Source organism: Alphaproteobacteria bacterium (assembly GCA_025210155.1).
Taxonomy (GTDB): domain Bacteria; phylum Pseudomonadota; class Alphaproteobacteria; order Rs-D84; family CASDRH01; genus JAOASE01.
Genome location: JAOASE010000006.1, coordinates 148,038 through 161,995 on the forward strand (window position 1 = coordinate 148,038; position 13,958 = coordinate 161,995).

Sequence of the window (13,958 nt, forward strand, 5' to 3'; positions counted from 1 at the left end):
AAAAGGATCATAGTATGAGCGATAATAAAAAAATATTGCTTTCGGGTTTAAAACCTACAGGTACTCCTCATATAGGTAACTATATGGGGATGATTCGTCCTGCGATAGAGATGTCTAACTCAGGAAAATTTGATGAAAGCTATTTGTTTATAGCTGACTACCATGGTATTAATACAATGAAAGATCCTAAACTGTTAAAATCACTTACTAGAGAAGTTTGTGCAGTTTGGTTGGCTCTAGGACTAGATCCTGAAAAAACAGTTCTTTATAAACAGTCTGATATATCAGAAATATTTGAGCTTAATACTATTATATCAGCCTTTACATCAAAAGGCTTAATGAATAGAGCTCATGCATATAAAGATGCTGTTCAAAAAAATAAAGATGCTGGTAAGTCTGAATTGGATGATGGAGTTAATATGGGACTTTATAACTATCCCATTCTTATGGCCGCTGATATAATGATCATGGGGTCAAATACAGTACCTGTCGGTAAAGATCAACTTCAACACCTTGAAATGCAAAGAGATATTGCAGGATCATTCAATGCTAATTATGGTAGAGAAGTTCTTGTTAAGGCTGATGGTATTACTGTTGAAGGTGGGGTTATGTTTACCGGAACTGATGGTAGAAAGATGAGTAAATCCTATAACAATGTTATTGGAATATTTGATTCTGAAAAATCTATCAAGAAAGCTGTAATGAGCATTAAGACAGATTCTAAATTACCTGAAGATCCTAAAAATCCTGATGATATAGTTATATTTGATTTCTATAAGCATTTTGCAAAGCCTGAAGATGTTCAAAAAATGAAAGAAGGTTTTGAAAATGGCGGACTTGGATATGGAGATGCAAAAAAGATGCTTCTTCAAGCTATACTAGATTATTTTGCACCCTATAGAGAAAAATATGAATACTATATGAGCAATCCTTCTGAGCTAGATAAGATCCTTGAAGAAGGAGCTTTAAAGGCCAAAAGAAAAGCTCAAAAAGTTTTAGGAAAAGTTAAGAAAGCTGTTGGTGTAGCTTAACTTCAATTACAAATCATTAAAAGGTTCTGACCCCGTCGTCTAGCGGTTAGGACGCCGCCCTCTCAAGGCGGAAACGGGAGTTCGATTCTCCTCGGGGTCGCCATTACTCTGTTTCAACATCAATTTTATAGAAAAATTATTAATAAACTCATGGCTTTATCCCATAATTATAAAGATGGGTAAAATTAATATTTGACTAAAGTCACTAATATAAATAGAATTTGAATTAGTTAATTTAAAAAGGAGCTGAAAAATGAAAAAAATACTTTTATCTGCTGTAGCAGTTTTAGGCGTTACATCTTGCGCTGTAATACCTTCTCAAAATGGAATGGCTATCGTTGGTGATACTAAAGAAGCTGTTATTGCAACAAATAACTCTGCCGCAACAAAAACTGGTAAAGCATGTGCTAAAAACTACCTAGGTATTTTTGCTTCAGGCGACGCTTCTATTGAAGCTGCTAAAAAGAATGGCAGAATCACTAGAGTTTCTTCTGTTGATAGAGAAGTTAAAAGAATGTTAATCATTGCTGAAAACTGTACTATCGTTAAAGGTAACTAATTATACCTAAATATTAATAAAACCTCTCAATTGAGAGGTTTTTTATTTTCTTAAATATAAATCTATATATCTAAATCATCTATTTCATCAGCTAGAGCTTCTATCTCTTTTCTAAGAGCCTCGTCCTCCATAGACATATCTTTTTCACCAGATTTCTTAGATGACTTTGCCATAATTTTTTCTAGCTTTTCTTCTGCTTCATCAGAAGGTATGCCATGTACAGCTGCATATTCATCTGCTAATCTTTCTAAAGCTTCTTCATAAATTCTAGCTTCACTATAAGATTGATTTTCGCTATTAGCTTTTTTATTTAAATCTCTAACAACTTCAGCCAAAGAAACAACGTTACCTGAGCGGATTTTTTCATCATATTCTGCGGCTCTTCTAGACCACATCATTCTCTTTAACTTTGGTGTTTCTTTTATTGTTGAAATAACTTCTTCTAAATCTTTTTCTGTAGAAATTTTACGTAAACCAGAAGTCTCTACTTTAGAGATAGGAATTCTTATAGTCATTCTGTCTTTTTCAAACGATAAAACAAGGAAATCAATTTCTTGACTTCCAAACACTTGTTTAGTTATCTCTTTAACCTCACCCAATCCATGTGTTGGGTATATTATTTTGTCGCCTATATTAAATTTTTCTTTATCAGCCATTTATTAACCTAACAAATTTTCTATTTACTTCTTAATATTATAGTGATATTCTTAGAAAAAACAAGTTTTTATTATTATTGGGGTTTTCAGGGGATGTTCTACATTATATTATTAGCTATAATTCAAGGTATAACAGAATTCCTACCTGTAAGTTCATCAGCCCACCTAGTTATATTTCATAAAATATTTGGAAATCTTGAAAATTATTTACTTTTAGACATAGGTTTGCACCTAGGATCTTTGTTTGCAATATTACTATATTACAAAGAGACTTTATTTAATAGCATTTCAAATATAACCAAAGATAAAATGAGCAGTAAAAATCTTATAAACAAAGTTTTTATAGCTTTTATGGGCTTCATTCCTATTGCTGCCCTAGTATTTTTTACAGTTATAAATATCAAAACTGCTAGAGATATAAGATCTTCATATATGCTACTTATATTTAATTCAATAGTGTTTGCGTTAATATTATACAAACATGACGTTAAAAGAGAAAATAGAGATATAAATGAACTATCATTAAAAGAGTTATTTTCTATAGGACTGTATCAATCCTTATCTGTATTTCCAGGTGTTAGTAGATCTGGAATATCAATAACTAGAGCTAGAATGCTTGGATTAAGCAGGGATAAATCAGTTGAATTTTCAATGCTTTTAGCCATACCAACGATAATTGCAGCTGGGGGAGTTTCAACAATAAGAATTATAATGTTAAACGATTTTGCTATGACAACATACTTTCTAACTGCAATCATAACGTCATTTATATTTTCATATATTTCGTTATCATTATTTGTTAAATATATTAAAAAACATTCTTTCAAACCATTTATAGTATATAGAATAGCAATCTCTATAATACTTGCAATGATGGTTTTATCTGATAAAATCTAATAAGGAGCTTGAAAATGAAAAAAATAATACTATTTCTAACCTTATTAATGATTTCTTCTTGCGGAGTGAAATCGGACCCAATAAGACCGGATAACTCTATATACCCAAGGAACTATCCGGCAAAATAAATATTTACACAGGTTATAACCTATGAATAAAATGGATAATAAAAAAAATAATATTGATAATAAAGGCATTCAAAGGAAAGAAAATGCCTCTTTATCTGTATACGATCCATCCTTAGGTATTAAAAGCTATCTTAAAATGGTGAAATCAATACCAAGACTATCCATTGAAGAAGAAAAAAAGCTAGCTATAGCATTTAGAGATGATTCCGATATTGGTGCTGCTCAAAAATTAGTTCAATCACATCTTTACCTTTCTACATCTATAGCATTTAACTACAAAAACTATTCTCTTCCTCTTGAGGATCTTATTAGTGAAGCTAATATAGGACTTATGAAGGCTGTTAAAAAGTTCGATGTTGATAAAGGCTTCAGATTATCAACCTATGCATCATGGTGGATAAAAGCGGAACTACATGACTATATTTTAAGTAACTGGTCTCTTATTAAAATAGATAAAAGCGCTGCAAACAAAACTTTATTCTTTAATTTTACTAAAAAACTAAAGGATATAGGAATTAACTATTCTGGAAACCTTACGGATGAAGAAATTAAGAAAATAGCTGATCACTATAGTTTTAAACAAGAAGAGATTATGGAGATTGAGAACAGAAGAAAATCTGGAGGAGGAACATCCTTAAATAAAACTATTTCTAGCGAAGGAGATTCTGGTACAGAAATACAAGATTTAATAGCATCTGAGCAGCCAAATCAAGAAGAGATTATGGAAAGAATTTCTGAAACCGATCTTAAAAGAAAGATTTTAGGTGAATTTGTTAAGACTATAAATGATAAAGAAAAAGTTGTTATAACTGGGAGATTTTTATCACCAAAGCCTAAAACCCTTGAAGAAATAGGAAATGAATTAAAGGTTTCTAAGGAAAGGGTTAGGCAAATAGAAGTTGCTATTAAAGAAAAACTTAAGAAGTTTGCCGTTAAAAACTATAATTATCGCTCGTAAGGACCTTTGCAATGAATGAATTTTATAAAAAAAGAGTTGATATAATGAGCGAAGATTATATAGAAAAAGAGGTTGCTGACAAAAAGGACCGTGTTTCTTTTGGTTTAAATCCACTATCTATAATCTCAACAAATTTTATTAAAAAAGCTGGATCTAATAGCAAAGGCTCTTTCCTACAAAAGGATATAATGATAAATTGGAAATCTATTGTAGGCGAGGCTTTTTATGAACAAATAAAGCCAGTTAAGCTGGCTTTTAAATCTAAAAACCATGCTGTTTTAGAGGTGGCTCTAAAATCATCATCTTTAGCTGGCATAATTCAATATGAAAAACAAAATATAATAGATAAAGTAAATGCCTTCACAGGAAATGACGTCGTTAAAGATATTAAATTCATGCATGGCAAATAAACCTTTACAAAAACTGTATTTTTTGATATAATTTTTCTATAAATTAGGAAGAAAGGATATTATCATGAGAAAACTAATTATTGGACTATTTGCGTTAACTCTAGTTTTTGGAGTAACTCTTTCTCAAAAAGATTCAAAAGCGGATGAAAGATCTGCTATTGCAGGATACACTTGCAGAAAGTTAGAAACTTCTATGAATAATGGCTATATTATGCTAGATACTAAAAAGAAAATAACTGGTGCCAATTTAAAATTTGCACAACAAAGATATAATAAATGCATTAACAAATAGGAGATTTATAGATGAAACTTAGATTAACTATATTTGCCTCTCTTTTAATGTTATTTGCCATAAATAATTCGTCTTTTGCTGCAATTGAACAATCAGATATTCTTACCTTTAATTGCTCTGAATTAAAGACATTTTCAAAAACTGGAAATAAGAATAAAGATCTTGTTAAATTTGCAGAAAGATTAAAAAAGAGAAAATGCAAATAATAAATTTATTACTTTATTAGACTAGATGGATCTATTGCAGTTCCATCTTTTCTTATCTCAAAATGAACTTGAGGGATGCTAACTTTACCAGTCTTTCCAACTGTAGCTATTTTTTCCCCCTGCTTTATTAATTCGCCCTTCATAACAAGATTTGATTTGTTATGAGAGTAAATTGTTTTATAACTACCCTTATGAGATAATATAACTGTATTACCAAAACCAGGGAAGTTAGATCCTGAATAAGAAACAATACCATCTTTTGATGCCACTATGCTATCCCCCTCTTTTCCAGCTATATTAACTCCACGATTCTTTCTATTTTTTAAATTATTTGAAAAATCAGAAATAATATTTCCTTTAACTGGAAGAATAAAACCTCTAACAGATCTTATAATTTTATTGTCAGACTTTGCTAATGAATGAGATGTTGTTAATGATGATTTCTTTAGATAAATCTTTTGATTTATATCTATAGAATAAGGATACTTCATATTATTAGTGTCTACAAGATAGCTAAATGATAGATTGTTATCTCTAGCTATTGAATATAGCGTATCACCAGGCTTAACTATAACAAAATCCTTATTAGAAGACTTTTCAACAATATCCTTAGATTCTTTTTTTCCTAGATATAATTTCTGCCCTAACTTTATTTGATTATCCTCTATAGAATTTATAGAAATTATCTTATCAACAGATACATTTGTTTTTCTACTTATTGAATACAGAGTATCTCCTGGTATAACAACATGATAATTTTCATTAGAGTAAGACACCCCTTCAAATGAAAGGGTTAAAAGACAGCTTGTAAATATCGTTAATAACTTTTTACCCATAATGTAGATATTTTATCAGAAAAATTATCTAAAATCTAGTATTTTTAGATATTATTTTTGAGATACTTATAGATAGTTCATATAATAAATATAGTGGTATAGCTAATATCATTTGAGAAATTATATCAGGAGGTGTTAACAATGCTCCAAATACAAAAGACCCAAGGAAAAAGTATTTTCTCCCCTTTCTCAAAGTATGAACTTTTACAAGTTTGAATTTAACAAAACTAATTATAAATATAGGTAACTGAAATATTAATCCAAAAGAAGTTATCATCTTAGTTATCAAACTAAAGTAATGAGACATGTGAGCTTCTAGTTCTATAGGCATTATAGTGTTTGAAATTGCAGATGTCTGAAATGATAAAAAGAATTTCCAAATAGTTGGAACTACTATTTTATATGCAAGCAAAGCCCCTATTAAAAATAAAAATATTGATGAAAAAATCATAGGAACAATAAATTTTTTCTCTTCTTTATACAAAGCTGGGGATATAAACATCCATAATTGAAGCAAAATAAATGGAATTGATAAGAAAAATGCTCCGAACATTGCTGTTTTTAAATAGGTCATAAACCCATCAGATAGATTTGTAAATATAACTCTATTTGTTCCACCAGTGGATTTCATTATATTTTCCAGTGGAATCAACAATAAATCATAAATATTTTCAGCTAAAGAATATGTTAATAAAAAAGCAGCTCCAAAAAACAATAAAGATAACAACAACCTTTTTCTCAACTCTTTAAAGTGGAAAAGTATTGTATGTTTTTCAGAATGAATATTTTCTATGTTATTTTTCATCACTATCTTCACCCATTATTAAATCAAGCTCTTTTTGAACTTCTTTTTCATCTGGAATTTCGCCTTCTATCTTAAGAGAGGGATCTTTTGATTTAGAAAAATTAGATTTACTAGACTGTTTAAATTCCTTGGAGATATTCTCTAGCTCCTTTTCAAAATCAAAACTCTCTTTCATTTCTCTTTCTATTTCAAGCTTAGCATCTTTAATATCTTCAATAGAACCTGAAATTTCAGATCTTATATTAACTATATGAGACTTAGCTTTAGAATAAAATCCACCCAACTTTTCTAATAAGTCAGGTAGATCTTCTGGTTTTACGAAAATTAGAACCAATAATGCTATTAATATAATTTCATAAGTTCCAATAGAAAGCATATTTATTCCTCTATCTCGTTTTCAACTTCTTGAACTTCTGTTGAATCGATGTTTTCTGAAGAAACCTCTATATCTGCGTTTTCAACGCCATCTAGAATTTCATCTTCATTCTCATCTTCAGCATCAACTAAAGTTGCAGAGATTACTTTTTCATTTTCAGAAACCTTGAATAAGGTTACACCCATAGTTTGTCTACCAGCTATTCTTACATTTTTAATTGGCATTCTTATTATTTTACCAGCATCAGTTATAAGAATAATCTGCTGATCCTCTTCTATAGGGAAGGATGCAACTATATGATTTGATTTATTACCTAACTTCATGTTTGCAATACCAGAACCTCCTCTGTGAGTTGTTCTATATTCAAAAGATGAAGTTCTTTTACCAAACCCTGTATCCGTTATAGACAATAGGAATTGTTCTTCTTCAGCAAGCTGTTGATAAGTGTTTTCTGAAATTTCGATATTTGTTTCGATATTTTCTTCACCATCAAGATCTTCTGAATTTTCTAACCCTCTTAGAGCTTTTGATTTCTTAAGATAAGCTGCTCTAGTTTCTGGATCAGCATCCGTGTGATTAATTATTGCCATAGATATGATTTTATCACCTTCATTCAGCTTAATACCACGAACACCCATAGAATTTCTAGAGTTAAACACTCTAACTTCAGGAACTGGGAATCTAATACATCTACCACCTTCAAGAGAAAGTAGAACATCTTTATCCTCTTCACAAGTTGCAACACCAACTAGCTCATCACTTTCATCCTCTAACTTCATCGCAATTTTTCCGTTAGCACGAACTGATATGAAATCTGAAAGTCTATTTCTACGAACTGTACCACGAGATGTAGCAAACATTATAGATAGCTACTCCCATTTGTTTTCATCCTCTGGCATTGGCATAACTGTAGTTATATGCTCGTCTTGTTCTAATGGAAGCAAGTTTATTAAAGCCTTTCCTTTTGTTGCAGGACCACCCACAGGAAGTTTATAAACTTTCAATTTATAAGCTATACCTTTGTTAGAGAACATAAGCAATGGAGTGTGAGTATTTGCAACAAATACATTCGTTACGAAATCTTCATCTTTAGTCTCCATACCTTTACGACCTTTACCACCCCTTCTTTGAGCTCTGTAAGTATCTAAAGGAACTCTCTTAATATAACCTGTGTTAGTCATAGAAACTACAACATCTTCTTTTGCAATTAGATCTTCGATATCAGCTTCAAATTCCGTATCTGTTATTTCAGATCTTCTTGGAGTAGCGAATTTCTCCTTAACTTCATTAAGTTCATTTCTCATAATTTCAAACATTTTTTCTCTATTTGAAAGTATGAATAGTTGTTCATTAATGAATGCTGAAATTTCTGCTATTTCATTTTGAAGTTTCTCTCTTTCTAGACCAGTAAGCTTATTAAGTCTCAAATCTAGAATAGCTTTTGCTTGTTGCTCTGAAAGCATGTAATGACTATCAACTACTTCGTTTTCAGGATCATCAATCAATCTAATGAAAGCTTCTATTTCATGAGCTGGCCAGTTTTTAGACATCAGAGCTACTTTTGCACTTTCTGTATCTCTTGAACTTCTGATTATTTCAATAACTTCATCAAGATTTGCAACAGCTGTAATTAAACCAGCTAAGTTATGAGCCCTTGTTCTTGCTTTATTCAATTCGAAAATAGTTCTTCTTCTAATTACATCTTCACGGAATTCAATAAATGCTTTAATTATCTTTTGAAGATCTAAAGATTCTGGCTTACCTTTGTTAATAGCCAACATATTAGCACCAAAAGATGTTTGAAGCTGAGTATATTTAAATAACATATTTAGAACAATCTCTGGAACCACGTCTTTTTTAAGCTCCATAACAACTCTAATACCATGTCTATCAGATTCATCTCTAATATCTGAAATACCTTCTATCTTTTTATCTTTAACAAGTTCAATTGTTTTTTCAATCATAACTTTTTTATTAACCTGATAAGGAATTTCTGTAATAATAATCGCTTGTTTAGACCTAATTTCTTCAAAATGTGTTTTACTTCTCATTATGATAGAACCTCTACCAGTGGTAAGAGCTTTTTTAGATCCATTTCTACCCAAAATTATACCACCTGTAGGAAAGTCTGGACCAGGGATATATTCCATTAACTCTTCACTAGTTATAGCTGGATTCTCTATATAAGCTAAACAACCATTTAAAACCTCTCCTAAATTGTGTGGAGGAATATTTGTTGCCATACCAACTGCGATACCAGCAGTACCATTTACTAATAAATTAGGGAACTTTGCAGGAAGAACTTCTGGCTCTTTTAAACTCTCATCATAATTTGGTCTCCAATCAACAGTATCTTTATCAAGATCATCAAGAAGAGATGAAGCCACTTTTGCTAACCTTGCTTCTGTATATCTCATAGCCGCAGGACTATCTCCGTCCACAGAACCATAGTTACCTTGACCATTCACCAAAGGAACACCTAAAGACCAATCCTGCCCCATACGAACCATAGATTCATAAACAGCTGTGTCACCATGAGGGTGATATTTACCGATTACGTCACCAACGATTCTCGCTGACTTTTTAAATGGAGTTCCGAAGTTACAACCCAAGTCTTTCATAGCATATAAAATTCTTCTGTGAACTGGCTTTAGACCATCCCTTACATCTGGCAAAGCTCTTGATACGATAACGCTCATTGCATAGTCTAAGAAAGACGTTTGCATTTCCTTTACAATTGGAACTATTTTTATGTCTTTAGAAAGAGTTTCCTCTCTATTATTTTCAGTCATATTTTTAACCTTTCCTATTATTAAAAATTCTATGAGATATTATACATAAAACAGGGGTGAAAAACAAGGAAAAAACCGATATTTTTATAAAAAAATCCATACTCAAAAACCACCTCAAAGAAAAGACTTGTTTTATATGTTTTTTTAAGGTATAATTTAGTTAAAATAATGAGACTTTTCAGAGGTCTTTTTAGAAACTTTTAGGAGAATATTATGAAAAAATTAAACAAATTAATGGTTATGTTTGGACTAACATCTTTAGTATTAAACCTTACAACTACAGGTGCTTTTGCCGCAAGTGACCTTTTAACAGGTGAACTTGCTCCATTTTGGGCTAAAGTAATTCAAATTTTTGGATACTTAAAAACATTATTCTATATCGGATTTGCATTTAAATTCATAGAAGAAATGTATGACAAAGCAAAATCAGGAGACGCGCTTGGCAAAGGTGATTTCACTAAGTGGGGATGGTGGATTTTCTTACTATTCGTACTTCAAATGATTGGAGTTCTGCTAAACTTCCTAGCTGGCGGAGATACAGGCGTTAACTTTAATGCATTTGGCGGATCATAAATCAAGATAAATGAAAATTATATCCCCTCTTAACCGAGGGGTTTTTCTTTACAAAAATTAAATTGAAATAAAAATAATATTTTGATAGAATATATTTTAAAGAGGAATTGGTATGAAAAAGTATTTTTTAATGTTATTTTTTATCTTGTGTTCGATAACTATTTCGACACCTGCTTTTTCTGCACCTGGAGATAATCCCGGACTAACAAATGCTGTTTACAATCAAGATTACTCTCAAACCTCTGCTCAAGATTCCAATATGAAACCAATTAAGGCATTGGATAGACTTATGATAAGACTTACTGAGCTATTTAATATGGCAAGAGAGGTCATATATATATTATCCGCCTTTGTCCTTCTTTCATACTTGTGGAAGTGGGTGCAAAAAGGATCTATGGATAAAGAGGATTTTAAAACCCTTGCTTGGTTTATGGTTGCATTAGCTATACTTGGAATGGCTAGAAGCTTTGCTGAATTTGCCGTTGGAGGTGAAGTAGATTTTATAAATCAAATAGAGGAAAGATATTATAATGAAACGGGTGAAAGAATTGTTATTATGGGCAATTCTATAAAATAAAAAGAGGATAAGATGAGAAGAAGATCAACATTTGGTAGAAATTTAAACAAATCAGATGATTTAAAAAAATACATTGGCGTAGCTATTGCAGCATTATTTCTATTTTTATTAGTTTGGAAACCTACAAATCAACAAACTTCTGTTGAGACTAAAATAGATATACCAACTCCAAAAGTTTATAAATAATCTTTCTATCTTAATAAAAATAAGAGATGCAAAACGCGGTAAATCATTTTATTGAAAATATGATAGCAGAAAAAGGAGCTATGGAAAATACAATCATATCTTACAGAAAAGATATGGAGGATTTTTCTTATTTTTTGAGTTCCAATGGACTTAATTATAAAAAACTTAAGAAAAAAGACATAGAAGATTTTATAAAACTATTAAAAGATAGCTTTTATTCTGAAAAAAGTATTAATAGGAAAATTTCATGCATCAAACAGCTTTTTAAATTTTTATTTTCAGAAAAAGAAGTTGAAAACAACCCAGCGGAATCAATCTTTTTACTAAAACAAAGACACTCCCTACCAAAACATCTTACTAAGGATGAAGTGGAAAAAATACTTTCTAAAGCAAAAGATCATAAAGAAAGCAAATATAAGATAATATATGCAATGGCAGAGACTATATATGCCACTGGACTAAGAGTTTCTGAATTAGTATCCTTAAAGGTTAATAATGTAGTAAAAAATGGAAGCATACAAGATTCTTTCTATGTTGTTGGAAAGGGCGATAAAGAAAGATTCGTTCCTATATCTGAAAGGTTGAAAAAAGTTTTAGGACAATATATATTTATTAGATCATCTCTAATATCTAACCAAGAAAAAGAAGGCGATGAATTTCTTTTTCCATCAAAAGAAAAAGGTAAGCACATTACAAGAGATACTTTTTTTAAGTATATAAAAAAGTTAGCTGTGGAAGCAGAAATAAATCCTATTTTAGTTTCTCCACATGTATTTAGACACTCTTTTGCCTCCCATTTATTGGAAAATGGAGCTGACTTAAGAATGGTTCAGGAGCTATTGGGTCATAGCGATATATCAACAACTCAAATTTATACACATATAATGAGTGATAGACTTAAAAGTGCTGTGACTGAAAATCATCCACTAAATAAATTAGGAAAATAATTTTAAAAATGAGAACTAGAAAAGCAACATTTGAAACAAAAGCTGATATTAAAAGAAATTTTAGAGTTTGTGATGCTAAAGGCTGTAAAAACGAGGGCCTTTATAAAGCTCCTAAAGATAGAGATCTTAAGGAGTATTATCATTTTTGCTTGGATTGCGTAAGAAAATACAATAAAGATTGGAATTATTTTAAAGATCTTTCTTTTGAGGAAATTGAAAAAGAACAAAAGGAAGAGATATATGGAGCTAAAACTAAAAAGTTTGGCGTTAAAAATATGGACGATATAATAAATAACTCCGATGATGTTCTAAATATATTTAAAAGATTCAAATCTTCTGCTGGAAAAACAGATAGAATCAAAGCTGAAATTAAAAAATCTGCTAAGGAAAATAGGGCCTTAAAATTATTTGGTTTAAACTTTCCTTTTTCAGCTAGCGATCTCAAAAAATCATATAAAGATCTTGTTAAAAAACACCATCCTGATAAACATCAAGGATCTAAAGATAAAGAATCTCAATTTAAAAAAATTGTGGAATATAAAGATGTACTTGATAAACTTCTTAAAAAAATTGAAAGTTGTTAAGTTTTTTGCTACAATTGTTTTATTAAAGAGGTTTAATATGAAAAAAATAAATCTATATATATTAACTTTTATGTCTGTTTTTTGTATACAAAGAGCTTCTTTTGCCGAAGAAGAAATTGTAATTGAAGAGTTTTCTGAAGAAATGATAGATGAAACATCTTCTCCGTTCAATGAAAACATTGATGAAAGAGTTAAAAGTTTTGATATATCCAATATTAAACTTGGGATGAAAATAAAAGATGTTAGAAAAGCCATTAAAAAACTTAAATTTAAAGAAGTTAAATCTAAAACCAATGTTCCTGAATTTTTCAAATATAACTACGATTTAGAGTGTAGAAATAGAAATATTCTAAAGCCAGATAATTTAGAAATGTGTATAAATTCTTTTGCCAGAAGAGACAATATTGAATATGTTCAGCTACTTCAATTTAAAAAAGCAGATAGTGATGAGGCGGTAGATATTTATTTTACAAGCAATCTAACAGGGAATGTTGTTTATAAAATCCAATATAAAAATGACCTAAATAAGATTTTAGGAGATGGAAAGAATTTTAAATATCAAAGAGAAGAAAATAGAAGAGCTTTTTGGTATAAAGTTGTTAAAAAGTATGGGGAACCTAATGTAGAAGGTGATTTAATTTGGAGATATGACGTATCCAATGAAAAATCTGTGACATTAAAAGCTAGTTTTGAAGGACTTATTCTTGAATCCACAGGAATGAATGAACAGGATACTCTTGAAGGTATTCAAAAGGCTAGAGAAATGTTTAAGCCTAATCAATTTACATTCTAAAAAATTAAAATATAAGCATTAAAAAAACCTGCGGAATCAATTGAATTCGCAGGTTTTATAATTAATATAGATTATAAACTATTTTCTTAAACCTAATTTTTTGATTAAGTCTTGGTATTTAGCTTCATCTTTACCCTTTAAGTAAGAGATAAGTTTCTTTCTTTGACCAACCATTTTTAAAAGACCCATTCTTGAATGATTATCTTTTTTATTTGTTTTTAAGTGTTCTGTTAGGTTTTTAATTCTTGTAGTTAATATAGCTATTTGAACTTCTGTAGAACCTGAATTAGTTTCTTTTCCACCAAAGTCTTTAGCGTGTGTTTTTTTCATTTCTTTAGTTATACTCATTACA

18 protein-coding genes, 1 tRNA gene and 1 pseudogene are annotated in these 13,958 nt (G+C 30.3%); 14 read left to right on the top strand and 6 right to left on the bottom strand.

The features are described 5' to 3' along the window. Window positions 1-14 precede the first annotated feature (14 nt). The 3 genes from trpS (at window position 15) to N4A44_02350 (ending at window position 1,590) form a co-directional block, all read left to right on the top strand. Window positions 15-1,031 carry a tryptophan--tRNA ligase gene (gene trpS / locus N4A44_02340; GenBank protein MCT4552482.1) on the top strand — a complete coding sequence of 339 codons (1,017 nt, stop codon included), beginning with the start codon at window positions 15-17 and terminating at the stop codon, window positions 1,029-1,031. Window positions 1,032-1,059: 28 nt separating this feature from the next. After that, window positions 1,060-1,134 (top strand) — tRNA-Glu (locus N4A44_02345). A gap of 150 nt (window positions 1,135-1,284) precedes the next feature. Continuing rightward, entirely contained in the window at window positions 1,285-1,590 is a 306-nt protein-coding gene (locus tag N4A44_02350) for a TRL-like family protein (GenBank protein MCT4552483.1), read from the top strand. Between the two features lie 62 nt (window positions 1,591-1,652). Here the strand turns inward: N4A44_02350 and N4A44_02355 are convergent, their stop codons facing one another. Further along, the gene (locus N4A44_02355) at window positions 1,653-2,246 is read right to left on the bottom strand and encodes a CarD family transcriptional regulator (GenBank protein ID MCT4552484.1); all 594 of its coding nucleotides are present in this window, start codon (window positions 2,244-2,246) and stop codon (window positions 1,653-1,655) included. Between the two features lie 93 nt (window positions 2,247-2,339). Here N4A44_02355 and N4A44_02360 point away from each other — a divergent pair, with 93 nt between their 5' ends. From N4A44_02360 to N4A44_02380, 5 genes are all read left to right on the top strand, one after another. Further along, window positions 2,340-3,143: an undecaprenyl-diphosphate phosphatase gene (locus N4A44_02360; protein MCT4552485.1), complete on the top strand. Its 804-nt coding sequence runs from the start codon at window positions 2,340-2,342 to the stop codon at window positions 3,141-3,143. Between the two features lie 150 nt (window positions 3,144-3,293). Beyond that, window positions 3,294-4,229, top strand: a complete 936-nt coding sequence (locus N4A44_02365; protein MCT4552486.1) for an RNA polymerase factor sigma-32 — start codon at window positions 3,294-3,296, stop codon at window positions 4,227-4,229. A gap of 11 nt (window positions 4,230-4,240) precedes the next feature. Beyond that, window positions 4,241-4,639: a DUF721 domain-containing protein gene (locus tag N4A44_02370; GenBank protein MCT4552487.1), complete on the top strand. Its 399-nt coding sequence runs from the start codon at window positions 4,241-4,243 to the stop codon at window positions 4,637-4,639. 64 nt (window positions 4,640-4,703) lie between these two features. Continuing rightward, window positions 4,704-4,931, top strand: a complete 228-nt coding sequence (locus tag N4A44_02375; GenBank protein ID MCT4552488.1) for a hypothetical protein — start codon at window positions 4,704-4,706, stop codon at window positions 4,929-4,931. An 11-nt stretch (window positions 4,932-4,942) separates the two neighbouring features. After that, window positions 4,943-5,137, top strand: coding sequence for a hypothetical protein (locus tag N4A44_02380; protein ID MCT4552489.1), 195 nt, complete (start codon window positions 4,943-4,945; stop codon window positions 5,135-5,137). Window positions 5,138-5,145: 8 nt separating this feature from the next. On the opposite strand, the gene N4A44_02385 is transcribed toward N4A44_02380, so the two are convergent. From N4A44_02385 to gyrA, 4 genes and pseudogenes are all read right to left on the bottom strand, one after another. Then, on the bottom strand, window positions 5,146-5,973 hold the full coding sequence (locus tag N4A44_02385; GenBank protein MCT4552490.1) for a M23 family metallopeptidase: 828 nt from the start codon (window positions 5,971-5,973) through the stop codon (window positions 5,146-5,148). Between the two features lie 28 nt (window positions 5,974-6,001). Beyond that, window positions 6,002-6,778: a twin-arginine translocase subunit TatC gene (gene tatC / locus N4A44_02390; protein MCT4552491.1), complete on the bottom strand. Its 777-nt coding sequence runs from the start codon at window positions 6,776-6,778 to the stop codon at window positions 6,002-6,004. Next, the gene (locus N4A44_02395) at window positions 6,768-7,154 is read right to left on the bottom strand and encodes a hypothetical protein (protein ID MCT4552492.1); all 387 of its coding nucleotides are present in this window, start codon (window positions 7,152-7,154) and stop codon (window positions 6,768-6,770) included. The genes tatC and N4A44_02395 overlap by 11 nt, the downstream gene beginning before the upstream one ends. A 2-nt stretch (window positions 7,155-7,156) precedes the next feature. Then, window positions 7,157-9,946: pseudogene (gyrA, locus tag N4A44_02400) on the bottom strand (DNA gyrase subunit A). A gap of 213 nt (window positions 9,947-10,159) precedes the next feature. Between gyrA and N4A44_02405 the strand changes: the two are divergent. The 6 genes from N4A44_02405 to N4A44_02430 all read left to right on the top strand — a co-directional run bounded on the left by N4A44_02405 (window position 10,160) and on the right by N4A44_02430 (window position 13,606). Then, window positions 10,160-10,519: a hypothetical protein gene (locus tag N4A44_02405; GenBank protein ID MCT4552493.1), complete on the top strand. Its 360-nt coding sequence runs from the start codon at window positions 10,160-10,162 to the stop codon at window positions 10,517-10,519. A gap of 112 nt (window positions 10,520-10,631) precedes the next feature. After that, window positions 10,632-11,096 (top strand): hypothetical protein, encoded by a 465-nt coding sequence (locus N4A44_02410; protein MCT4552494.1) that lies wholly within the window; start codon window positions 10,632-10,634, stop codon window positions 11,094-11,096. A 12-nt stretch (window positions 11,097-11,108) separates the two neighbouring features. Then, complete coding sequence (locus N4A44_02415; GenBank protein MCT4552495.1) at window positions 11,109-11,282, top strand: hypothetical protein; 174 nt, start codon at window positions 11,109-11,111, stop codon at window positions 11,280-11,282. Window positions 11,283-11,308: 26 nt separating this feature from the next. Continuing rightward, window positions 11,309-12,229 (top strand): tyrosine recombinase, encoded by a 921-nt coding sequence (locus N4A44_02420; protein MCT4552496.1) that lies wholly within the window; start codon window positions 11,309-11,311, stop codon window positions 12,227-12,229. Between the two features lie 8 nt (window positions 12,230-12,237). Beyond that, entirely contained in the window at window positions 12,238-12,813 is a 576-nt protein-coding gene (locus tag N4A44_02425) for a DnaJ domain-containing protein (GenBank protein MCT4552497.1), read from the top strand. A 37-nt stretch (window positions 12,814-12,850) separates the two neighbouring features. Next, window positions 12,851-13,606: a hypothetical protein gene (locus N4A44_02430; GenBank protein MCT4552498.1), complete on the top strand. Its 756-nt coding sequence runs from the start codon at window positions 12,851-12,853 to the stop codon at window positions 13,604-13,606. A gap of 78 nt (window positions 13,607-13,684) precedes the next feature. Here N4A44_02430 and rpsO read toward each other — a convergent pair whose 3' ends face one another. After that, window positions 13,685-13,954: a 30S ribosomal protein S15 gene (gene rpsO / locus N4A44_02435; GenBank protein MCT4552499.1), complete on the bottom strand. Its 270-nt coding sequence runs from the start codon at window positions 13,952-13,954 to the stop codon at window positions 13,685-13,687. Window positions 13,955-13,958: the final 4 nt, after the last annotated feature.